General features: G+C 38.2%; 20 protein-coding genes. 13 read left to right on the top strand and 7 right to left on the bottom strand.

Going from position 1 to position 23654, the window contains the following annotated elements:
* Window positions 1-5 precede the first annotated feature (5 nt).
* From nuoC to Q4493_RS00585, 5 genes are all read right to left on the bottom strand, one after another.
* The gene (gene nuoC, locus Q4493_RS00565; protein ID WP_368506770.1) at window positions 6-1802 is read right to left on the bottom strand and encodes an NADH-quinone oxidoreductase subunit C/D; all 1797 of its coding nucleotides are present in this window, start codon (window positions 1800-1802) and stop codon (window positions 6-8) included.
* Window positions 1802-2440: an NADH-quinone oxidoreductase subunit B family protein gene (locus tag Q4493_RS00570; RefSeq protein ID WP_368506771.1), complete on the bottom strand. Its 639-nt coding sequence runs from the start codon at window positions 2438-2440 to the stop codon at window positions 1802-1804. Before Q4493_RS00570 ends, nuoC begins: the two co-directional genes overlap by 1 nt.
* Complete coding sequence (locus Q4493_RS00575; protein WP_303448577.1) at window positions 2440-2907, bottom strand: NADH-quinone oxidoreductase subunit A; 468 nt, start codon at window positions 2905-2907, stop codon at window positions 2440-2442. The genes Q4493_RS00570 and Q4493_RS00575 overlap by 1 nt, the downstream gene beginning before the upstream one ends.
* 571 nt (window positions 2908-3478) lie before the next feature.
* A complete protein-coding gene (locus tag Q4493_RS00580; RefSeq protein ID WP_303448578.1) occupies window positions 3479-5869 on the bottom strand; it encodes an ATP-binding protein in 2391 nt (796 codons plus the stop codon).
* 110 nt (window positions 5870-5979) lie between these two features.
* On the bottom strand, window positions 5980-6462 hold the full coding sequence (locus Q4493_RS00585; protein WP_303448579.1) for a hypothetical protein: 483 nt from the start codon (window positions 6460-6462) through the stop codon (window positions 5980-5982).
* A gap of 267 nt (window positions 6463-6729) precedes the next feature.
* Between Q4493_RS00585 and leuS the strand changes: the two genes are divergently transcribed.
* The 13 genes from leuS to lipA all read left to right on the top strand — a co-directional run bounded on the left by leuS (window position 6730) and on the right by lipA (window position 20067).
* Window positions 6730-9309 (top strand): leucine--tRNA ligase, encoded by a 2580-nt coding sequence (gene leuS / locus Q4493_RS00590; RefSeq protein WP_303448581.1) that lies wholly within the window; start codon window positions 6730-6732, stop codon window positions 9307-9309.
* Between the two features lie 31 nt (window positions 9310-9340).
* Window positions 9341-9904, top strand: a complete 564-nt coding sequence (gene lptE, locus Q4493_RS00595) for an LPS assembly lipoprotein LptE (RefSeq protein ID WP_303448583.1) — start codon at window positions 9341-9343, stop codon at window positions 9902-9904.
* Between the two features lie 50 nt (window positions 9905-9954).
* Window positions 9955-10998 (top strand): DNA polymerase III subunit delta, encoded by a 1044-nt coding sequence (gene holA / locus Q4493_RS00600; RefSeq protein WP_303448585.1) that lies wholly within the window; start codon window positions 9955-9957, stop codon window positions 10996-10998.
* A 4-nt stretch (window positions 10999-11002) separates the two neighbouring features.
* Complete coding sequence (gene nadD, locus Q4493_RS00605; RefSeq protein ID WP_303448587.1) at window positions 11003-11710, top strand: nicotinate-nucleotide adenylyltransferase; 708 nt, start codon at window positions 11003-11005, stop codon at window positions 11708-11710.
* A 133-nt stretch (window positions 11711-11843) separates the two neighbouring features.
* A complete protein-coding gene (gene rsfS / locus Q4493_RS00610; RefSeq protein ID WP_303448589.1) occupies window positions 11844-12161 on the top strand; it encodes a ribosome silencing factor in 318 nt (105 codons plus the stop codon).
* Between the two features lie 9 nt (window positions 12162-12170).
* Window positions 12171-12641 carry a 23S rRNA (pseudouridine(1915)-N(3))-methyltransferase RlmH gene (gene rlmH, locus Q4493_RS00615; RefSeq protein WP_303448590.1) on the top strand — a complete coding sequence of 157 codons (471 nt, stop codon included), beginning with the start codon at window positions 12171-12173 and terminating at the stop codon, window positions 12639-12641.
* A 2-nt stretch (window positions 12642-12643) separates the two neighbouring features.
* Window positions 12644-14641 carry a penicillin-binding protein 2 gene (mrdA, locus tag Q4493_RS00620; RefSeq protein WP_303448592.1) on the top strand — a complete coding sequence of 666 codons (1998 nt, stop codon included), beginning with the start codon at window positions 12644-12646 and terminating at the stop codon, window positions 14639-14641.
* The gene (gene rodA / locus Q4493_RS00625) at window positions 14641-15756 is read left to right on the top strand and encodes a rod shape-determining protein RodA (protein WP_303448595.1); all 1116 of its coding nucleotides are present in this window, start codon (window positions 14641-14643) and stop codon (window positions 15754-15756) included. Before mrdA ends, rodA begins: the two co-directional genes overlap by 1 nt.
* A 12-nt stretch (window positions 15757-15768) precedes the next feature.
* Window positions 15769-16566, top strand: a complete 798-nt coding sequence (locus tag Q4493_RS00630) for a septal ring lytic transglycosylase RlpA family protein (RefSeq protein ID WP_303448596.1) — start codon at window positions 15769-15771, stop codon at window positions 16564-16566.
* Between the two features lie 177 nt (window positions 16567-16743).
* Window positions 16744-17916, top strand: coding sequence for a serine hydrolase (locus Q4493_RS00635; protein WP_303449079.1), 1173 nt, complete (start codon window positions 16744-16746; stop codon window positions 17914-17916).
* A gap of 178 nt (window positions 17917-18094) precedes the next feature.
* Window positions 18095-18358: a DUF493 family protein YbeD gene (gene ybeD / locus Q4493_RS00640; protein WP_303448598.1), complete on the top strand. Its 264-nt coding sequence runs from the start codon at window positions 18095-18097 to the stop codon at window positions 18356-18358.
* An 88-nt stretch (window positions 18359-18446) separates the two neighbouring features.
* Entirely contained in the window at window positions 18447-19109 is a 663-nt protein-coding gene (lipB, locus tag Q4493_RS00645; protein ID WP_303449080.1) for a lipoyl(octanoyl) transferase LipB, read from the top strand.
* The gene (lipA, locus tag Q4493_RS00650; RefSeq protein WP_303448599.1) at window positions 19099-20067 is read left to right on the top strand and encodes a lipoyl synthase; all 969 of its coding nucleotides are present in this window, start codon (window positions 19099-19101) and stop codon (window positions 20065-20067) included. Before lipB ends, lipA begins: the two co-directional genes overlap by 11 nt.
* Before the next feature lie 65 nt (window positions 20068-20132).
* Here the strand turns inward: lipA and Q4493_RS00655 are convergent, their stop codons facing one another.
* Window positions 20133-21503 (bottom strand): PepSY domain-containing protein, encoded by a 1371-nt coding sequence (locus Q4493_RS00655; RefSeq protein WP_303448601.1) that lies wholly within the window; start codon window positions 21501-21503, stop codon window positions 20133-20135.
* 34 nt (window positions 21504-21537) lie between these two features.
* Complete coding sequence (locus tag Q4493_RS00660; protein ID WP_303448602.1) at window positions 21538-23622, bottom strand: TonB-dependent receptor; 2085 nt, start codon at window positions 23620-23622, stop codon at window positions 21538-21540.
* Between the last annotated feature and the right edge of the window lie 32 nt (window positions 23623-23654).

The following is a 23654-nucleotide window of genomic DNA, read 5'->3' on the forward strand; positions in this document are numbered from 1 at the left end:
CTCCTCTATCTATCAACATCAGCCATGACATAATCAACACTGCCTAACGTGGCGATTAAATCTGCTACCATTTGCCCTTTGCAGATCACCGGTAGCATTTGTAAATGAGCAAAACTTGGCGTGCGAATACGGGTGCGATAACTCATGGTTGAGCCATCACTAATCAAGTGATAAGCCATAATGCCTTTTGTGGCTTCAACACTCATTGAAACCTCTCCTGCTGGAATAGTTGGTCCCCAAGAAACATTGACAAAGTGTGGGATCAAACTGTCGATATCTGTCATGGTATTTGCTTTATTTGGCGGCGTAGTTTGCGGATGTTCTGCCTTGTAAGGACCTTCAGGCATATTATTTAAGCATTGCTCAATAATACGAATGCTTTGACGCATTTCCTCAACGCGGACACGACAACGATCGTAACAATCACCTTTATGACCAAGTGGCACTTCAAAATCAAATTGCTCATAACCGCTATAGGGTCGTTGTTTACGTAGATCCCAAGAAAAGCCGGTAGCCCGTAATCCAGGTCCTGTAATCCCCCATTCAATGGCTTCTTTCGTTGAATAAGCGCCAACATCAACCGTTCTTTTTTTCAGAAGACTGTTTTGCATCACCATTTTTTCATATTCATCGAGTCGCTTAGGCAAATAATTAACGTAATCACGCACTAAGCTATCCCAACCTTTTGGCAAGTCTGAAGCTATGCCACCAATACGAAACCAACTTGGATGCATTCTTGCCCCAGTAAAGGCTTCAATAATGCCAAAGAGTTTTTCTCGATCGACAAACATATAAAATATTGGCGAAAGTGCACCAATATCTTGAGCAAAGGTGCCATAGAAGAGTAAATGAGAAAGGATACGAAACATTTCAGAGGTCATAATGCGGATCATTTTCGCCCGCTCAGGTACTTCAATTCCCGCTAATTTTTCCACCGCCATCACATAGGGAAAATTATTCATCACGCCACCGAGGTAATCGATACGGTCGGTATAGGGAATATAACTATGCCAAGATTGACGTTCGCCCATTTTTTCAGCACCGCGATGGTGATAACCGATATCAGGAACACAATCGACAATTTCTTCGCCGTCCATTTGTAGCACAATGCGAAACGCGCCATGAACACTAGGATGGTTTGGACCAAGATTTAAGAACATAAAATCATTATCTTGGCTCTGGCGTTTCATTCCCCAGGCTTCAGGGTTAAATTGTAAGGCTTGTTGCTCTTCATCTTGCTTATGAGGAGGAAGTACGAAAGGATCCATTTCAGTGGCACGAGCAGGATGGGTTTTCAATAGTGGGTGACCTTGCCAGGTATTGGGCATTAAAATTCGCGTTAAATGCGGATGTCCCTCAAAAATAATACCGAACATGTCCCATACTTCACGTTCATACCAGTTGGCATTTGGCCAAAATGAACAAACGCTTGCTAAGGTTTTATCATCGTTAGTTAGGGCAACTTTAATGCGAATGTCTTGGTTTCTTTGATAAGATCGCAAGTGATAACTAACCGTAAAATCACTGACGAGGCCTGCAACATGCTGCCTTTCAGACTCATCGATAGCGCTGATATCAAAACACATATCAAACGGCTCTGATAAGTCAAACCTAAGTACTTGCATTAATTGTGTTAATTGCTTTTTATCCAGCCAAAATGTCTCTATACCATCAACAATATTTTCAATCGCTGTAACCGGCGTTAACACTAAATGATCGGCGATTGCTTGTATTTCGTCACAAATAGGTAACACGTGAGTCGGTTGCCAATCTTTACTGGCTTTTAAGTCTATATTCGCCATTAAATTGAATCCGGCTCATCAAGATTAGTGACATTCATGCGATGTTCGTGTTTGATGTCACGTAATGAAGGTTTCGCGATTTGTGACACAGATTGTTCGCCAACCACCCAGCTTAATGGTCTTGGCTGATGGGCAATAGAGTTTTGCAATAATAATAACGCCTCCAATAAGGCTTCAGGTCTGGGAGGACAACCGGGCACATAAACATCAACAGGGATAAATTTATCAACGCCTTGCACAACACTATATATGTCGTACATACCGCCAGAATTTGCACAAGAGCCCATTGAGATGATCCAACGAGGTTCTAATAATTGTTCATATAGATGTTGGATCACAGGCGCCATTTTTCGAAAGCAAGTGCCAGAGATCACCATCAAATCGGCTTGTCTTGGTGTTGCTCTGATGACTTCAGCACCAAAACGAGCAATATCATGTCGAGAAGTAAAGCTGGTTGCCATTTCTACATAACAACAACTTAAGCCAAAATTAAATGGCCAGATTGAGTTTTTTCTCCCCCAATTCACCATATCATCAAGCTTGGCCATAAAGACATTTCGCTTAAGCTCTTCTTCAGAAACTTGTTGAGCTTGCGCCATGGCTTCATCTAATTTAGCTTTTGTTAACGACCACTCCATTAAGCACCTCTCGAATTATCAGTAAATTGATGTGATGATTTAGGGGGGGTTGCACTAGGATTAGTTAATTGTGATAGTCGATAAGGTAAGTGACGCTTTTTCAGTGATAAGCCACCAATGCGCCAGATATAGATCAGGGCAACCAGCAAAACGATTATAAAAATGCTCGCTTCAATAAATCCTAACCAACCCACTTCATCAAATGCAATTACCCAAGCGAACAGATAAATCGTTTCTAAATCGAAAATAACAAAGAAAATAGCGTAGAGAAAAAAATGGCTGGTAAAACGTGTTTTGTTGTCTGACACTGAAATGATGCCAGATTCATAAGGTGTGTTTTTTGCGCGACTTTTAGTTTTAGGCCCCAAAAAGTGAGACAATAACATCATCACCGCCAGCATTGCCGCCAATATTAAAAAATATGCAGCGATAGGCCATAACTGATCTATTTGATTCGATTTATCCACGACGCCCTCACAACTGACAGTATTAACTACTGACAAAAACGATAGACAACTGACTTATCGTACCCAAAATAAAGAATGCTACGGTTTTATAATTGAGTATTCGTTTACTTTTTAACCATCTTTATTAAATGATAAACCAAAGTCAAAAAATTGCAAAATATTCTTAAAATTCAACAACTTTAATAATTTAAGGCATGCATTAGTCGGGGCGTCAGAGCGAAAGTGACGTCAAGTGAAGCGGCAAAATGAGCATGCCATATCGGATAAAGACCTTAATGCGTTTCACTGAAAGCAGTAATAGCGCGTTACTCAGTTTACAAGCAGTTAAGGGTATTGTTTTTTATTATTGTTATAAACCATCCTTCTCTACAGAGTATTGATAATTTTTTAAAAACGCAGTTATCTATGAATTAAATCAATTATCAATTTAATAAAACGATAAATGTATATTTTGATCTCAGTATAGAAAGAAAAACTTTATTTGCTTAATTTTTAAACAAATAAAGTTTTTGAAGTGATTGAACGTACAAGGGGAATTTATTGTACGATTGAAGTAAAGCTTTGGCTGGACTTAACCTTCGCCACCTTCTAATAATTCTGACAAATGAGACAACTTGTTTAGTACTAAAGCGTGAATTGATTTTCTTGGATATCGCCCTACGCTATTCATCACACCAGCGCTTTGTCCCATCAATATTTCTAATGATTGATCAACATTATCAACCGCATAAATATGAAAATCATCGTTTTTAACCGCATTAATCACTTCATCACACAACATTAAGTTAATCACATTAGTTTTAGGAATGATCACTCCTTGTTCACCTGTTAAACCTTTATCTTTACATAAACGATAAAAGCCTTCGATTTTTTCATTTACGCCGCCAATAGATTGCACTTCACCATGTTGGTTCATTGAACCCGTAATCGCGATACTTTGATCGATAGGCAAGTGAGAAATAGCAGAAATAAGCGCGCAAAGTTCAGCCATTGAGGCACTATCTCCATCAATATGACCATAAGATTGTTCAATGGCGATATTGGCAGATATTGCCACGGGTAAGTTTTGTCCATATTTATGGCCAATATATCCAGACAGTAACAATACACCTTTTGAGTGGATTGACTTGCCTAAATCAACTTCTCGTTCAATATCAGTTATACCGTGGCTACCAGCATAAACAGTTGCAGTTATTCTTGCCGGTGTGCCAAAAACACTATCACCAATTTCGAGTACGGTTAAACCGTTTACTTTACCGATCTGCTTACCTTGCGTGCTGATCAATACTTGTTCTTCCTTTATTTCAGAAAGCCATGCTTCACTAATTCTTCCCGTTCTTCGCTGTTGTGCATTTAATGCTTGAACAACAAATTCAGGTGTTAGCATGTTTTGCACCGTTTGCTTTTTCCAAAAATAAACGGACTCATCCAATAAGTCATTAACCTGAACAATATTGGACGATATTTTATGTTGATGCTCAGCTCTTCGTAAGGCATATTTTACTAATTCTTTAATGGCAGCATCTGAAACCTTAGGATAATCATATTTTTCGGCACGCTGTCTGATCAATTGCGCATACTCAATCAAATTCTGATCGGTACTATCTAAATAACGGTCAAAGTCTGCTAGCACTCTAAATAGTTCAGTAAATTCTTGATCGTAGTCTTGCAACATATAATAAATTTCAGGATCACCTAATAAAATTACTTTAACTTTCAGCGGGATTTTTTCAGGTTGTAAACTAAATGCCCCTGGCTGTGAAAATTCAGAGTAAGGATTTTCAATGGTAATTTCTTGGGTTTTAAGCGCCAACTTTAATCGTGACCATACCAAAGGTTGATTCAGCAGTTTTTCCGCCTCCAATAGTAAATAACCACCATTAGCTTTATGTAACGCGCCCGGTCTAATTAAACGGTAACTGGTATAAGAGCTTCCCTGAAAACTAGCAAAATCAACATGGCCAAATAAATTTTGAAAAGTTGGATTTTGTTCATAAACAACAGGCGCTCCCTCTTCGGGTTCACGCGCAACAAGTAAGTTTGGTAAAAAGCGTTCTTGCATCAACTTACGAGCATCTTTGTCGTTTTGGTTTTCGTTACCTTCATCGACTAAAATTTCAAGCACCGCATCAACCACATGCGCTTTAACTTTTGAAAGATACTTGAGTACACCAATATTGCTGGCAAATTCATGCTCTAACTCTTTTAAAAATGGCCGAATACTTTGTTCAGCCGTTTCATGTTTAAGTTTGCGCATTTTATCGGAAGAAATGCGTTTCCAAAGGGGTAACTCGATCAATTGCTCAGACAATAAGTTTTCTAATTTTTCCAATAAAACATAAAAATCATTACGTTTTTTTTCATCTAAATTAGCAAATTCTTTATCGCCTAACGGTTTACCATCCACTAATAACGAAAAGCCAATTTCACCATTTTCTTCAAATAAAATGACATCATTTTTTAAAGCTGTCTCTTCAACTTTACTGATCGCTTCGTCATACTTTTGATTAAACTCGCGATCAATAGCCGCTTTTTGTCGTTGATAGCCTGGATTATCAAATATTTCAGGAAATAAATCTAACAACTCGTCTATAAATGTGTTGATTCGAGTAAGTAACTGCTTACCATCACCAGGACTTACATAGAGTTTATAAGGGGCATGTACATCATCAAAATTATTAATGTAGCACCATTCAGAAGGTGTTGATTGCTCACTGGCTTTTGCACTTAACATTTGTCTAATTAATGTTTGACGACCTGTACCATGCTCTCCCATAGCAAAGACATTAAAACCGCGAGATTCCATAGACAAACCAAAATCTAAGGCTTCTTTAGCACGATGATGACCAAGAAAAATATCGTTGTTATCGCTATTTTGCTCCGATAACGAAAAAATATCATCACGTAAATCGGCCGTTAATTGTTTTGGAGATAAACGCCATTGCGTTGAATGTTGAGTCATGAATGAATCACCGTAAGCACCTAAAGCATATTTTGCGAACATAGTTAATGATGGATGATTGTACTCGCTAAGCGTTTTAATTGGAAAAAGATCTTAAGCTATTCAAACAATTAAGGGGTTAAACTTTTTCTTAAAAATTGATTATGTCCACAATGCAAACAATTATTCACGATAGAGAAGTGAGTGATTTGTTGGGTTTTCGAGCATTTTTGACATGCTAATAAACCAAAACCGATCACATCATTGGTTTGATAAATACCATCATGCTCAAAGTCTTCGCATAATTCTGCCCACTCCACTTGAGATTTATCGGTAATATTAGCCATAACAGCCCAGAAAGATTCTTTCATTAAACCTAAATAAATAGAATGTTTGGCCTGTTCTTGATTCTGCTGATAAAACTCATGTAAATCGTATTTAAAATTATCAATAAATTGTTTAAGTTTTTCTTCTGGAATTTCCTCAGCGGCTTTAATTAAAACTTTAGCATGTTCAATTAATTCAACGGCTTGGGTGACTTCGTGTTTTTTAACATCAGTTAGCCATTGCGCCAAGTTTTGATAAAAATCTGCTAATATATTTTTATTCGCCATCACTCGCCCCTTATTCGTCTTTAATTAATTTATAGCTTAATTAACTCACGAATACCTAACTAATACCGCATTAATAGGCCAGTAAGTTGGTTGTTCAGTTATTTAAGCGATAATTTTGATGAAAAACCACTCTATATCACGGATTAAACTTGTCGACTGTAGGGGTGTTCATGTATTCTATGGCGATTATTTTACTCGCCATATTTCCTGACTACTGACACATTAAGTCATGAGTGGCTCCCACATCAATTTTTGAGAAAATCGTTAATGGAATCCATTTACAACCCCCAAGCAATCGAAGCTGAAGTACAATCTTTTTGGACTACAAATCAAACGTTTAAAGCGGTTGAACAACCAGAAAAAGAAAAGTTTTATTGTCTCTCTATGTTTCCCTACCCAAGTGGTAAATTACATATGGGTCACGTGCGAAATTATAGTTTGGGTGATGTTATTTCTCGTTACCAACGCATGCAAGGTAAAAACGTCATGCAACCTATGGGATGGGATTCTTTCGGTTTACCTGCTGAAAACGCCGCAATTAAAAATAACTCAGCCCCTGCCAAGTGGACATATCAAAACATTGATTACATGAAAAACCAATTGAAATCATTAGGTTTCGGTTATGATTGGGATCGTGAATTAGCAACCTGTAAAAAAGATTATTATCGTTGGGAGCAATGGTTTTTCACTCAACTTTTCGAAAAAGGCTTAGTGTACAAGAAAAATGCCACCGTAAACTGGGATCCTGTTGACCAAACAGTTTTAGCCAATGAACAAGTGATTGATGGTCGCGGATGGCGTTCTGGTGCAATTGTTGAGCGTAAAGAAATTCCACAGTGGTTCATCAAAATTACCGACTATGCCGAAGAATTATTAACTGATTTAGACCAACTTGAAGGCTGGCCTGAACAAGTTAAAACCATGCAAAAAAATTGGATAGGTCGCTCTGAAGGGGTTGAAATGACCTTCCAAGTTGCCGACTCTGATGACAGCTTTGATATTTATACCACTCGACCTGATACCTTAATGGGCGTCACCTATGTTGCCTTAGCAGCTCAACACCCTCTGGCGTTAGCCGCTGCAAAAAACAATGCTGAACTCGCTGAATTTATTAACGAATGTAAAACCAATAAAGCGACTGAAGCCGATATGGCGACAATGGAGAAAAAAGGGGTTGATACTGGCCTTAAAGCTGTTCACCCATTAACGGGTGAATTAGTGCCTGTATGGGCAGCTAATTTCGTATTAATGGATTATGGTTCAGGTGCGGTCATGTCTGTACCAGGTCATGACCAACGAGATTATGAATTTGCCAAAAAATATGACTTAGCAATTAAACAAGTTATCGAAGGCACTGATGCAGATGATATTGCCAAAGCTGCTATCACCGAAAAGGGTAAACTAATTAACTCAGGCGAGTTTGACGGTTTGAACTTTAAAAAAGCATTCAAAGCAATTGCTTATAAATTAAAAACGGAAAACAAAGGCCAAATAAAAGTTAATTATCGCTTACGCGATTGGGGTGTTTCACGCCAACGTTATTGGGGAACACCTATCCCAATGATCAATTTAGCAAATGGTGAATCAGTTCCTGTTCCTGCAGATCAATTACCCGTTGAACTGCCTGAAGATGTGGTAATGAACGGTGTAACATCACCGATTAAAGATGATCCAGAATGGGCAAAAACTACCTTTAATGGCGAAGCAGCGTTTCGTGAAACGGACACGTTCGATACTTTTATGGAGTCATCTTGGTATTACGCACGCTATTGTTCACCAAGTGATGATAAGCAAATGCTTGATCCTGAAAAAGCCAATTATTGGTTGCCGGTTGATCAATATGTAGGTGGTATTGAACACGCTATTTTACATTTACTTTATGCCCGATTTTTCCACAAGCTATTACGTGATTTTGGTTTAGTAAACAGTGATGAACCTTTTAAAAGTTTGTTATGTCAAGGCATGGTATTAGCCGATACTTATTATCGTGAAGCAGAAAATGGTGCACAAGATTGGATTGCTCCTACAGACGTTGAAGTAGAACGTAACGAAAAAGGTCAAGTCATCTCTGCAGTAAGTAAACTAGACGGCCAACCTGTTATTTCAGCAGGCATGAGCAAAATGTCTAAATCTAAAAATAATGGTATTGATCCTCAAGAAGTTATTAATCAATATGGCGCTGATACCGTACGCTTATTTATTATGTTTACTTCACCACCTGAGCAAACATTAGAATGGTCAGATTCAGGCGTAGAAGGTGCTCACCGTTTTATCAAACGTGTTTGGAAATTAGTGCATGATTTTCAGCAAGGTGACACACCGGTTTCACTTACAGGATTAACGCTCAATAGCGCACAAAAAACATTACGTCGTGAACTGCATAAAACCATTCATAAAGTCAGTGATGATATTGGTCGACGAAATACCTTTAATACCGCGATTGCAGCCATTATGGAATTAATGAATCACTTATCAAAAGCGAGTATTGACAGCACTGAAGATCGCGCTGTGATGCACGAAGCGATTCAAGCATTAGTGTTAATGCTTACGCCAATCGTACCCCATGTTTGCCATCATTTATGGCAAATGGTTGGTGACGGTAGCCCTGTTGAAAATACACTTTGGCCACAAGTAGACGAAGCAGCTTTAGTAGAAGATGAAAAACTCATTATTGTTCAGGTTAATGGCAAAGTGCGTGCAAAACTTACCGTTGCTGCTGATGCCAGTAAAGAGCAAGTTGAAACAATGGGACTAAATGAAGAAAATGTCGCTAAATTTATTGATGGTAAAACGGTACGTAAAGTAATTTATGTACCAGGTAAGCTATTAAATATTGTAGCGAATTAATCCATTTTCTATAAGAGAAATGATCGTTAATATGAGTCAAGTAAATAAACATTTAGCATTAATTAAACGTTCGGTTTTATTAGTTGCTCGCGCTAAATTAAGCACTTTCAAACCTAATCAGTGGTTACTGCCACTGGTTATACCACTGATGGTAACAGGATGTGGCTTTAAATTTCGTGGTGATTATTTACTTGCTCCTGAGCTACAAACTTTGTATCTCAGCTCGGTTGATAAACATGGCGAATTAACCCGATTAACTCGCCAACATTTAACCCGAAATCAAGTAACACTAACAGAAACATTTACTCGACAAACCCCAGAGTTACGCATACTAAAAGATGAATTAGACCGCCGCACTTTATCCGTGTTTCCCAATGGGCAAGTGGCTGAATATGAATTAATTTATACCGTCAAATATCAATTACGTTTTGCCAATGAAGAAATTCAGTCATTTAAATTTGAAATCAATCGTGATTATCAAGATGATCCCGATATTGCGTTAGCTAAAAGTCGTGAATTGTCATTAATGCTAAGAGAAATGCGACAAGAAGCGGCTGATAAAATATTAAGAAATATGGCCACCATTCAACGATAACACACGAGTAATACAACTAGTTTTTCCGTTGAATTGCCAAGGTAATCAATATGCGTATTTATCATAACCAATTAATCAACACATTAAATCAAGGCGTTAAACCTGTTTGGTTGATATTTGGTGATGAGCCTTGGCAAAAAAACGACAGCCTTTCAAACATTAAAGCTCACTTTAAACAACAAGGGTTTGATGAATTAATTCGCTTTAGCGTGGATGATAAATTTGATTGGTCTTTGCTATTACAAGAATACCAAGCCATGAGTTTATTTTCGAGCCAGCGCATTATCGAGCTTGAGTTAATGACTAACAAATTGGGTGATAAAGGCAGCAAAGCTCTAGCTCAAATCAGTGAACAATTACATCCTGATGTCTTGCTTATTTTACACGGCGCGAAAATGGATGCTGCGGGTCAGAAACGAAAATGGTTTAAGGCTTTAGAAAAAAACGGTTGTTTTTTACCGCTTTATGATATTGAAGGTAAACAATTAACCCAATGGATTCAACGCCAGGCCAGACAAAACAATCTTAATTTACACCCTGATGTTTTCCTCATGTTAGCGGAATTATTTGAAGGTAATTTGAACGCCTTAACGCAAGAAATTCAAAAACTCTCAATATTATTCGGACAACAATTAATTACAATAACTGATGCAGAAAACTTACTGGTTAAACAGGCTAAATTTAATCCATTTCAATTAATAGATGCGATGTTAGTAGGTGATATCAATAAGTGTGTAGCCATGTTAGATCAGCTGCAACAAGATGGAACGGCCATTAATCAACTTATTTGGTTTATTCATAAAGAAATTAAACAGTTGTTTGTAATACAAGAAAAAATGGCGATGGGAGAATCGTTCGCTAACCTGTGTAAAGAGTTTCGTATTTGGGATAAAAGAAAACCTTTATATCAACAAGCCATCAATAGCATTTCTTCACATAACTTAGCCTATGCACAAGCAAGAATTGCGGATGTTGATACTATCAGTAAAACCAATAGTGAATTTAATCCCTTTGTATTACTCGCTGATGTGCTTGTCAGTTTGTATCATGGCGAAACAATGAAGCATTATTCATTAAATTATGACTATGGATAAGTTTTTGAAACAAAAGTGCCAAAAAGATAAAAGTGAACAGCAAAGCACTTCAGTAAAATCGAAAATTTCTCCTATGGCACGTATTGGTATTTTAGGTGGTACGTTTGATCCTATTCATCAAGGTCATATTACCCTCGCTTTAGAAAATGCTAAATGGTTATCTTTAAATTCAATTTACCTCTTACCTGCGCATATTCCGCCGCATAAAACACAAACAACAGCCAGTGCAATTCACCGTAAAGCTATGGTTGAATTAGTTTGTCAGCAATATCCCATCTTGCAACTTGATGAGCGTGAGTTAACAAAAAACACACCTTCTTATACAGTAGAGAGCTTAAAAGAGATCAAGGAGCAAAATCCAAATAGCCAAATATTTTTTATCATTGGCATGGACTCATTATTAACCTTTACCCAATGGCATCGCTGGTCTGAAATACTCCAATATTGCCACTTAGTGGTGAATACTCGACCAGACTATGATTTAAAAAAACTTAAACAAGCTTGCCACCAATCTTTATCACTCTACTTTACTGATGACCTTAAAATATTGGATTGTGTAAAATCTGGAAAGATCATCTTTTACCAGAACACGCATATCGACATTTCTTCTACCGATATTCGACGTGAACTGAGCCAAGGAATATTTGCTCAAAACAAACTTTCAACTAAGGTAATCGACTATATCAAACAACATCAGTTATATAGCCAATAATAAAGTTGCCAGTATAAAAACGCGATGTGTGAATCCTAAATGCGTAAAAATATAGCGTCGCTATTAACCTAGCTATAGAATAGTGATATTATTAAACAATATATCCGTTTATAAATGATGAAGAGAATTTACTTTGCAAATTGAAGCATTAACCGCTTTTGTTATTGAAAAAATAGAAGACATGAAAGGGCGTGATCTTATCACGTTGAATATTGCCGAAAAATCTGACTTTGCAGATGTTATGATCATTGCGTCTGGCAACTCAAACCGTCATGTAAAATCAATCGCACAATCATTAACAGCCGAATGCCGTGCTGCTGGTACTGAGCCACTAGGTGTTGAAGGTAACGATGTTGGTGAATGGGCTTTAGTTGATTTAGGCGAAATTGTGGTTCATATCATGACAGACACCACCCGTGATACTTATCAACTAGAACAACTGTGGGAATAAGTTAAACACATGCGTTTAACCCTATATGCTGTAGGCAATAAAATGCCTACATGGGTCACTCAAGGTTTCAACGAATATAGCCGTCGTTTCCCAAGAGATATGTCATTTCATTTAGTTGAAATTACCCCAGGAAAACGCGGTAAAAACGCCGATATCGCCCGCATATTAGAAAAAGAAGGTGAGCAAATGCTCGCCGCTATTCCCAAAGGTAGTCGTATAGTTACGCTAGAAGTTGAAGGCAAGCCTTGGACAACACCGCAATTGGCAAAACAACTGCAAAGCTGGCAACTCGATAGTCGCGATGTGGCATTATTAGTCGGTGGCCCTGAAGGTTTAGCACCCGCTTGTATTAAAGCATCTGAACAAAAATGGTCCTTATCACCATTGACACTTCCTCATCCAATGGTAAGAATTGTGCTCGCTGAAAGTTTATATCGCGCATGGAGCATTAACAATAACCACCCTTATCACCGAGAATAAAGATGCCTAGGCAAAAACGTGTCGTTATTCGAAATCATAGTGCTGAAGCAAATTTATTTGCCCGTCGAGCATTTATAACGTTACTAGGTGTGATTGTTATCATTCTTATCTTGTTCAATAATATTTATGAACTAGAGATCAGCTCTTATGAAAAATATCAAACACGTTCAAATTCTAATCGGATAAAACTCCTCCCTGTTGCGCCTAACAGAGGGCTAATTTATGACAGAAATGGCGTATTGCTTGCCGAAAACAAGCCTATTTATAGTTTAGAAGTTATCCCTGAACAGGTTGAAGATCTTGAAAAAAGCATCAAAGAAGTCAGTGAATTATTAGACATTCCGCAAGAGAAACAAAGCAAACTGTTTGAGTCATTGCGCAGTAAACGACGCTTTAAACCATTAGAGTTGATTTCAAGGTTAAGTGATCAACAAGTTGCGTTATTTTCAGTTAATCAACATAAATTTCCAGGCTTGTTTATCGATGCTCGATTAAAAAGATACTATCCTTTTGCCGATTTAACGACACACTCGTTAGGTTATGTAGCTCGCATTAATCGCCGAGATGCTATTAAATTAGAAGAACAAGGAAAAGAAGAAAACTATGCTGCGACGCGAAATATAGGCAAGTTGGGCTTAGAAAAGTTTTATCAAGATATTCTCCATGGCACCATTGGTCACCAAGAGGTAGAGATAAACAACCAAGGTCGCATTATTCGCACGTTAAGCTTTACTCCACCAGTGCCGGGTAAAGACTTAACTTTAACACTTGATATTGAATTACAAATGATTGCTAAGCGTGCCTTATCAGGCAAACGTGGCGCCATAGTCGCTATTGATCCGCGCGACGGCGGAGTGCTCGCCATGTACTCTAACCCCAGTTATAACGGCAATTTATTTGTGCACGGCATCAGTAGTAATAATTATAAAAAATTACTCAGCTCTCACGACCGACCACTTATTAACCGGACTGTACAAGGTTATCCCCCTGCTTCAACCATCAAGCCGCTACTTGCTCTCACTGGATTAGAAGAAGAATTAATAACCCCCGAAAAAGAAATTTATGATCCCGGGTTTTATCAACTACCGGGTATTGAAACTAAGCGTCGTGATTGGAAAAAATGGGGACATGGTAAAGTCAACCTATCTAAATCTTTAGAACAATCCTGTAATGTTTATTACTATGATTTATCTTATAAATTAGGGATCACACGTATTGCAAGGATGATGGAAAAATTTGGTTTTGGTGAATATACTGGCATAGATATTTATGAAGAAAACCGAGCAATAATGCCTAGCGTAGAATGGAAGCGTGCTCGTTATAACCAACCTTGGTATACCGGTGAAACTTTATCAGTAGGTATAGGGCAAAGTTTTTGGACTGTAACCCCACTGCAATTAGCACAAGCAATGTCGATATTAGTGAATAAAGGACAAATCAAAGTCCCCCATTTATTAAAAGCAACCACAGAAATTTCATTAACACCCAATGAAAATCAAGATGAACAGCCTCATCGCTCAGAAATAGTCCTTGAAATGCCAATTGATGAAAAACCCCCTATTGTGCTAACAAAAGACAGCTATTGGGACATCGTCCTTGATGGTATGCATAATACAGTACAGAAAGTAGGGGCTACCGGTTATTCTGCCTTTAAAGGAAGTAAATATGATGCCGCAGGTAAAACAGGTTCAGCACAAACAGCCAACATAGGGCAAGATGAAAAATACGATGCTGAAACAATTCAAGAAAATCAGCGAGATAATGCAATGTTTGTCGCTTTCGCACCTTATGAAAAGCCTGAAATAGTCGTTGCTGTTGCCATAGAAAACGTGGCAAAAGGTGGTGGCGGCACCAATGCTGCTCCGGTAGCTCGTCAAATAATGGATCAATACTTTGGTAATCGAGTTATTATTAGTAAAAAAGCTCATCCACATCATGAAGAAACCTATGGTGAGCAATATCTTGAAGTCAATAACAATAATAGCTCAGGAAATAACTAATGCGTTCTATTGGTCATGATCAACAAAAACAACGCAGTATTTGGTATCGATTAAATATTGATGTGCCCTTATTAGTGGGGATTTTATCTTTACTTACCTTAGGTTTATGTGTGGTTTACAGTGCTGGTGGTCAAAGTGCTGATATGGCAATTAGGCATGCTAAACGAATTGGTATCGCATTATTTGTTATGTTCTTTGTCGCTCAAATCCCCCCGTTAGTTTATCGTAAATGGGCGGTTCCAGCTTTTATTGTTGGTATTGCCTTGTTAGTGTCAGTTCTCTTATTTGGTCATGTGGGCAAAGGTGCACAACGTTGGATAGACCTAGGGTTTACCATGTTTCAGCCTTCGGAAATTATGAAATTAATCGTTCCTATTATGATCGCTTGGTATGTCAGTCAATTCAATTTACCTACTAAAATCATACATATTCTTGCCGCATTTACTTTAGTATTGATCCCAACATTATTAATCGCCAAACAGCCAGATTTAGGCACATCATTACTTATTGCTAGCTCAGGCATTTTCGTGATTTTTTTAGCGGGCGCAAGCTGGAAACTCATTGGCACATGCGCAGTGATAGGCTCAGCTTTTGCTCCTATCTTATGGTTGTTTTTAATGAAAGATTACCAAAAGCAACGTGTACTTACGTTTTTAAACCCTGAGCAAGATCCGCTTGGCTCAGGTTATCATATCATTCAATCGAAAATAGCGATTGGCTCTGGCGGCTTGCAAGGCAAAGGTTGGCTACAAGGAACTCAATCGCAATTAGAATTTTTACCTGAACGTCATACTGATTTTATTTTTGCCGTATTTAGTGAAGAATTTGGCTTAATAGGCGTTACTTTATTACTGTTGGTTTATTTAGCAATTGTGATGCGTGGTTTATGGATTGCCATCAGCGCCGAGCATGCGTTTACCAAACTGTTAGCCGGCAGTCTTACGCTTACCTTTTTTGTTTACGTTTTTGTCAATATTGGTATGGTATCTGGCTTGTTACCCGTTGTAGGTGTACCACTGCCTTTAGTTAGCTACGGCGGAACCTCAATGGTAACCTTAATGGCTGGATTTGGTATTTTAATGGCAATCAGTACTCATCGACGCTTTATCGCGTAGCAACAATTAGACATGACAAATAAAATCTCACTTTCTCCGACTATTTTCAGCCTCAGTATATTACTCATCATTGCAGGGTGTAGTAATAACTACGGTCGATATCAGCAAAAAAATGACAGTACGCCAACAAGATTCCCCACTGAAATTGAATTACGAGATGCTATACCTCGTCCTGAAGCCAATAGTAGGGGCGGAAATAAACACTATCAAGTGAGAGGAAAAAACTATCAAGTTTTAAGCACTGCTCACAACTTTAAACAAACAGGTATCGCTTCTTGGTACGGTAAAAAATTTCATGGTCACTTAACGTCAAACGGTGAAATTTATAACATGTATGCGATGAGCGCCGCACATAAAAATTTACCGCTACCTACCTATGTGAAAGTAACTAATAACGATAACCAAAAAACCGTTATTGTTCGCGTCAATGATCGAGGCCCCTTCCATCATAACCGAGTGATAGATTTGTCCTACAGTGCGGCATTTAAATTAGATATGCTAAAAACAGGAACGGCCAATGTCACTATTGAGGCAATTTCTTATTCAACAGATACCTCTCCTAACATTATCATTGATAATAAAAAGCAATCAGGCAGTTTTATTCAGGTGTTTGCCACCCGTAATAAATTGTTAGCAGATAAAACCGCACAAACAATTACCACGTTATTTAATCACCCTGCCTCAAGTCAAGTAAAACAAGCGCTTTATAAAGTACAAGTTGGCCCCTTTAAGGATGCAACTTTATTAGAAAACGTGTTAATTCAGCTCAAAAACAATGGTTATCCTGGAGCCTTCAAGGTCAGTCGTTAATTTCTCGAAATAAAGTTTAACATCAAAAAATACATTTGCTTTATTCCCCCCCATAGCAATCAAAGTTAAAACTGGTATACTGCTGAAAACACTTATTTTCCATGTAGCGTTTTTTCATCAAAACGATTACGTACAACTTTTCACAGGACAGTTATGCCTCAGCAATTGGCCAAAAAAATGACCAAAAAACATCGCAAAATAATTAGCCTTTTAGGCTCTATCGCATTTACCCTTTCTTCATTATCTCATGCGGCTACTATTATTCCTTCGCCGCCGCAAATGAATGCAAAAGGTCACATTCTTATCGATTACACCACAGGTAAAGTCATTGCTGCGGGCAATGAAGATACGCTATTAGCACCAGCGAGTTTAACTAAAATGATGACAAGCTACATCATAGGTAAAGAGTTAGAGTCAGGTAACATTACCAAAAATGACAAAGTTAAAATTAGTGAGAACGCCTGGGCGACAGGCAATCCTGTTTTAAGTGGTTCGTCATTAATGTTTTTAGAAGTGGGTAAAGAAGTCGAAGTCGATTTACTCAATCAAGGTATTATCGTTGCTTCGGGAAACGATGCTTGTATCGCTATGGCAGAGCACATTGCTGGTAGTGAATCAGCGTTTGCTGACTTAATGAATGCTCATGCAGAACAATTAGGAATGAGCAGTAGTTATTTCGAAAACAGTCATGGTTTAGATAGTCAAGAACATAAAACAACCCCACGTGACATGGCAACATTAGCTGTGGCGCTGATTCGTGATGTCCCAGAAGAATACGAACTTTATAAACAAAAATCATTTACCTTTAACAATATCAAACAATATAACCGTAATGGCTTATTGTGGGATAAAAGCATGAATGTCGATGGTTTAAAAACAGGCCACACTTCTCAAGCTGGCTACAGCTTAGTTACTTCAGCAACGAAAGGAGATATGCGTTTAGTCAGTGTCGTAATGGGTACTGAAAGCGATCGAGCTCGTAAGGTTGAAAGTAAGAAGTTGCTTAACTATGGTTTTAGATTTTTTGAAACTTATACACCATATAAAGCAGGTGAAAAGTTTGTTTCTGATCGCGTTTGGATGGGAGATGTTAAAGAAGTTGATCTTGGTATTTTAGAAGATACCCCGATTACCATTCCACGTGGTCAACGTAAAAATATTAAAGCCAATTTTGAATTAAACCAACAGTTAATTGCACCGTTATCTAAGGGGCAAGTTGTGGGTAAAGTATTTTTACAACTCGATGGTGAAGATATTGGTCAATATCCACTCGTCACCCTGCAAGAAATAAATGAAGGTGGTATGTTTGATCGTTTAATGGATTATGTAAAACTACAGTTTCAAAATTAATTAACGAAAATATCCGCCATTAATAATATTTAAAGCTCAGTTTTAACTGGGCTTTTTTTATTATCTAAAAAAACTTGATTTATAACAAAACGTCACCATTTTTCTTACCAAGAAATAATGTTAAAATAATGCCCTTAACGCCGTTATTGTAAAGTTATACTCAAGATTGAGAGCTTAAATGAAAACCAAATTTGATGAACTACTTGAATTTCCAACTGTTTTAAACTTCAAAGTGATGGGAGTTGCCAGTGATGATCTACCAGATATTGTCATTGCTGAATTACAGAAACATGCCCCTGGAGATTACTCACCTACAATAAAACCAAGTTCAAAAGGGAATTATCATTCATTATCGATCCCTGTGACCGTCACCAGTAAAGATCATATTGAAACTATCTACAAAACCTTAACCGCTCTTGAACAAGTAAGATACGTGTTGTAACAAGCAACAGTTCAGTACAAATAGTACAGATATTTGAGCTAATTAATTCAACAAGTAAAACAAAACAGCGCCGCCTAAAACAAGGTATATTTTGAAACACTCGCTTATAATTCGGCAACTTAACCAAATGGATTATGTATCCGTTTGGCAGGCCATGCAAAATTTTACAGATAACCGTGACGAATCAACTCAAGATGAACTCTGGTTAGTTGAACACCCAAGTGTTTTTACTCAGGGGCAAGCAGGTAAAGAAGAACATTTACTGATGCCGGGTGATATTCCTGTGGTAAAAGTTGATCGAGGTGGGCAAGTTACCTATCACGGCCCCGGCCAACAAGTTATTTATTTTATGATTAATTTGCGCCGCCGTAAAATGGGTGTACGCCAACTGGTTACATTAATCGAAAATGGCATAGTACAGGCGTTAGCGGATTATAATATTCAAGCTAACGCTAAACCCGATGCTCCAGGGGTTTATGTGAACGGCGATAAAATTGCTTCATTAGGACTAAGAGTGCGCAAAGGTTGCTCTTTTCATGGTTTAGCACTAAATGTTGATATGGATTTATCACCATTTTTACGGATTAATCCATGCGGTTATGCCGGACTAGCCATGACACAAACGGCTAGTCTGAGTACATTAAAAACCCTGGATGAAGCAGGAAAAGCATTAATCAAACACATGTCAGCCTTATTAGACACTGACACTATTAGTTATCAAACGGGATTGGAGTCATTAAATGACCACTAAATCATCACGCATTGCACCGGGTACAAAATTACGAGACGCTGAAAAAATGGCGCATATCCCCATTAAGGTAGTGCCTTCAGAACGTGAAACCATGTTAAGAAAACCAGAATGGCTTCGTATTAAATTACCTCGTACAACGGAGCGTATTGATAATATTAAATCTGCTTTACGTAAACATGACTTACACTCGGTTTGTGAAGAAGCTTCTTGTCCAAATTTATCAGAATGCTTTAACCACGGCACCGCCACTTTTATGATTTTAGGTGATATCTGTACAAGACGTTGTCCTTTCTGTGATGTTGGTCATGGTCGTCCGTTAGCACCGAATGCTGAAGAGCCGAAAAAATTAGCGCTAACGTTAAAAGATATGGCATTAAAATACGTCGTGATCACCTCAGTTGACCGGGATGACTTACGTGATGGTGGCGCACAACAATTTGCTGAATGTATTAAAGAAATTGCCGTACATGCCCCGAACACAAAAGTAGAGATCTTAGTACCAGACTTTAGGGGTAGAATGGATAGAGCGTTAGAAATATTAAATGCTCACCCTCCTCACGTTTTTAATCATAATTTAGAAACAGCGCCGCGTTTATATACCAAAGCTAGACCCGGAGCGAACTATCAATGGTCGTTAGATTTATTGAAAAAATTTGGTGAAGCAAACCCAACGGTCAATACTAAATCAGGTTTAATGGTTGGCTTAGGTGAAACCAATGAAGAAATTTTACAAGTCATGCGAGACTTACGTGCCCATGGCGTTAAAATGTTAACAATTGGTCAATACTTACAACCGAGTAAGGATCATCTCCCTGTTGAACGTTATGTTCATCCAGATGATTTTGACATGTTCCAAGCAGAAGCCATGAAAATGGGCTTTGAACATGCCGCTTGTGGACCATTGGTGCGTTCTTCGTATCATGCTGATAAACAAGCTGCCGGTGAAGAAGTAAAGTAAACAAGATAATGTGACGTTAAAAGGTGATCTCTGATTTAACGTCACAATTTCAAGGGGCAAGGAAGTTACTTAACTAATCGACGCCACAATGTTATGCGTGCGGTCATTAGCCAATCGACACAAATAATGCCTATTAATGTGACTGCTGTCATAGGGAAAAATAGCGAAAACACCATCATAATTATAGCTACATTTCTGGTATTAATTTTAGCTGCTTTAGGTGCATTTACGCTAATAGTATGCTGACGCTGTCGTTTTAACCACATGACAAGTCCAGACACCATTAACATAAAAATAATCACGACAAAGACAATATTTAATAACCAATTCCATCGCCCAAGATTGCCTTCGTGGAACGGGATAAATGCAGCCATCGCCTTCCCCATTGCAGGGTAATCATCAAAAGTGATATTGGCTAATACCTGTCCAGTACTTGGATCAAGATGGACAATATTTTCAGCTAAAGGGTTAGTGATATCTCCTGCCATAGTTGTTGCTGATATTGTCCAGACACTATGGTGACCTTGTGGTAAATGCACCCTAAACCCTTGAAAACCAAATTCTTTAGCAATCTTAGTGACCTCATTAAGCGTTAAATGAATATCATGGCCATGCGATTTAGGTAGTGGTGTCTGTTCTAGCGCCCAAGGTACGCGATGCGCGCCGTGATCATTTAAGTCACTATGGTTAGCTTCACTGGTTTTAAAACTTGTTCCCGGTAAAGAATTCCATGGTTGGATTAACTTACCTCCCCAAATATTTGTCCACGCTAAACCAGAAATTAAGAAGAAGAAGAGGGGAATAGCAATAAGCCAACCTATCGTTTTATGTAACTGTCGCCAGTCAGCTCGCGATTGAAACTTTTTAGGTGGTAATAATGTTCGCCAACCTTGCACAGGCCAAGCTAAATATAAGCCAGTAAACACCAACATCACCGCAAAACCTGCAGTCACTTCTATGATCAGGTCACCAATGTCACCTAAATATATTGAACCATGTAAAGTCTTGACGGTTTCATACCAAGAATCTGATGAAACGCGATCGCCTAAAACCTTACCTGTATACGGATTAACATATACCAATATACTTTTAGGGTTATGACCGCCATGTCCTTGAGTATGTGCAGGCTCTAAAGAAAATACCGCGGAAGCATTTTCATGCTGAGCAGGAATATACAACTTAACGCTATCATGTTGATAATTTTCTTTAACTTTATTCAGTAATACTGAATCAGCAAGCCTATTTTCTTGAGATTCAACAATTAATAAATGTTGATTTAATGCATCATCCACGGGCTTTGCTAATAACATCAACAAACCTGAGATGGTTAATAACATTAAAATCGGAATCACCATAAGTCCAGCGTAAAAATGCCAACGCCACACTGCTTTATATCGCTTATTATGATTTTCCATAGGTAAATTTTCCGTTGTCATCACCTGCCCTTAACAGCTTAAAATATAAATAAGATCAAAAACGATACTTAACGCCAGCATATACAGAACGTGGCTCACCCGCTTGTAAAATTTCTGCACTTGGTAATGTGGTATCTTTTACACTAAACACAGATACGTACTCTTGATTTGTGATATTTCGAAGTTCGGCAAATAATTCCCAATTATCTCCCGAAAGACCTGTCCTAAAACCAAACAAGTGATAACTATCAATCAGGTAGGAATTACTAAAATCAGCATAACGACCATCAACAAAGTCAAATGTAGGGCCGGCAAAAAAACCACTGGCATGACGATAAATGACCTCACCTTTAATCGCGTAATCAGGAGCAACTGGTAGTTTGTTGTTTTGGTAAATCACGTCATCATCAAACGAAAATTTATTATAGGTAACATTTAAAACAGGCTCAATTACATGAGTTCCCGCAGAGTTAATAGCAAAACTACCGCCTAACATAACCTCTATGCCAGCATGAATAGTACTTTCTACATTGGTAGATAAACTCGTACCAGGGGCCATAGGATCATCGATGGATAAAATTTCATCGCTCAGCTTGCCATAGTAAAACGCTAATTCCCAATGCCATTGATCATATTTATTGAGCATTTTATTACCTCTAGAGCCAAACTCGATAACATCGCCATTCATGGCCGCCAGTGTTTTACTATCTTGGCTAGCATCATCTTCTAACTCATAGGTTGTGGGTGGTTCATATAATCTACTAACATTGGCAAATAACTGATGACTATCTGAGAGTTGATAAATAACACCTAGGCGAGGATTAACTTGTTGATAATCGTCCTTTGGGTTATAGAGTGAAAGGTTGGCAACATTAGTATTACGGACTTCTCGCGTTGCAAAAACAAACTGAAAACCGTAAATAAGCCTCCAGTTAGTGGCAAATTGCCAACGATCTAATAAGAAAAGCTCTAAGCTATCGGCATTATTGTCAACTATCGTACTCAGCTCTTTGCGGATGCCCGCCGATTGACGATAATTGCCTCCCTTTACTGTTGTTTGCCCGTAATTCAGACCAACTAAAAAATCATGTGTGTTTACCTTAGCTTGGTAACGTATCGATGTTCCTAACGTGTGTTGGTCAGTGTCAATCAACAAGCTAAAATAAGGATTCTCAACAATGGGATGATATAAAGATTGTTCTTCATATGACACGCCTACTGATAGGTGACTGTCTTTATTTAACTGCCAGTCAGTAATATTCGCTAATCGCCATGTTTCCACATTATGTTGAAAATGTCCTGCTATTGAAGAAGGGTTACCTTGATAAGGATCTTCGTTAAATTGACTTGCAGATAACGCGCCTGGTAACTCTTGATCATTATGAATATAGGTTCCATAAAATCGTGTTTTGATTGTATCATTGAATACCCAGCCGGCATTAGCATACACCCCTTCTCTACTTTGCTGTTGATGATCCCTAAAACCATCTGTTGTTTTCTTTTCAACTGTCACTAAACCATCAAATTTATCAACCACAGTACGAGCAGTGAATCTACCCTGAAAATGGCCATGACTTCCTACATTTAAATAAGTTTCTGGTGTTTGAATATCGTGTGCGGTAGGCGTAATAAAATCAATTGCACCACCTAACGTACTTGCACCATAAGCTAACGCATTGGCGCCACGAGCAATGACAGCGTAACGAGCACTTAATGGGTCTACAACACGGTTGTGATTATTACCATCTGCTGCTGTCACGGGTAAACCATCTTGAAATAGTTTTATACCATTACCATCATAACTCGTCGCGTCTAAATTTGAGCCGCGACTTGAAAAAAAGGTAGAGTCTCCAGTAGAGCCACTTGCAACCCACATACCCGGAACATAACGAAGCATGTCACCTAAATTAGCTACATTTCGTTGGTATAATTCATCACCATCAACAAGGCTTACACCACCAGGTGTTAATGCAGCTTCTGACGCTATTTTTAATTTCTTTTTCTGACCTAGAACCTCAATATGCTCTACGTCAACTAATGCCTCTTTATCCTCTGAATATTCAGCACTAAAAACTTGAAATGAACAACTTATGAAAAATGCAATGCTGACAACACGTAATGGCTGTTTCACAATTAGCATGAAATATCCTTTATTTATAATATGTTATAAAA

Source organism: Colwellia sp. 1_MG-2023 (genome assembly GCF_030546755.1).
Lineage (GTDB): Bacteria > Pseudomonadota > Gammaproteobacteria > Enterobacterales > Alteromonadaceae > Thalassotalea_H.

Coding starts and splice junctions, on each gene's coding strand:
- nuoC (WP_368506770.1), bottom strand. CDS start 1,802: ATGGCGAATATAGACTTAAAAGCCAGTAAAGATTGGCAACCGACTCAC.
- Q4493_RS00570 (WP_368506771.1), bottom strand. CDS start 2,440: ATGGAGTGGTCGTTAACAAAAGCTAAATTAGATGAAGCCATGGCGCAA.
- Q4493_RS00580 (WP_303448578.1), bottom strand. CDS start 5,869: ATGACTCAACATTCAACGCAATGGCGTTTATCTCCAAAACAATTAACG.
- Q4493_RS00585 (WP_303448579.1), bottom strand. CDS start 6,462: ATGGCGAATAAAAATATATTAGCAGATTTTTATCAAAACTTGGCGCAA.
- leuS (WP_303448581.1), top strand. CDS start 6,730: ATGGAATCCATTTACAACCCCCAAGCAATCGAAGCTGAAGTACAATCT.
- lptE (WP_303448583.1), top strand. CDS start 9,341: ATGAGTCAAGTAAATAAACATTTAGCATTAATTAAACGTTCGGTTTTA.
- holA (WP_303448585.1), top strand. CDS start 9,955: ATGCGTATTTATCATAACCAATTAATCAACACATTAAATCAAGGCGTT.
- rlmH (WP_303448590.1), top strand. CDS start 12,171: ATGCGTTTAACCCTATATGCTGTAGGCAATAAAATGCCTACATGGGTC.
- mrdA (WP_303448592.1), top strand. CDS start 12,644: ATGCCTAGGCAAAAACGTGTCGTTATTCGAAATCATAGTGCTGAAGCA.
- rodA (WP_303448595.1), top strand. CDS start 14,641: ATGCGTTCTATTGGTCATGATCAACAAAAACAACGCAGTATTTGGTAT.
- Q4493_RS00630 (WP_303448596.1), top strand. CDS start 15,769: ATGACAAATAAAATCTCACTTTCTCCGACTATTTTCAGCCTCAGTATA.
- Q4493_RS00635 (WP_303449079.1), top strand. CDS start 16,744: ATGACCAAAAAACATCGCAAAATAATTAGCCTTTTAGGCTCTATCGCA.
- ybeD (WP_303448598.1), top strand. CDS start 18,095: ATGAAAACCAAATTTGATGAACTACTTGAATTTCCAACTGTTTTAAAC.
- lipA (WP_303448599.1), top strand. CDS start 19,099: ATGACCACTAAATCATCACGCATTGCACCGGGTACAAAATTACGAGAC.
- Q4493_RS00655 (WP_303448601.1), bottom strand. CDS start 21,503: ATGACAACGGAAAATTTACCTATGGAAAATCATAATAAGCGATATAAA.
- Q4493_RS00660 (WP_303448602.1), bottom strand. CDS start 23,622: ATGCTAATTGTGAAACAGCCATTACGTGTTGTCAGCATTGCATTTTTC.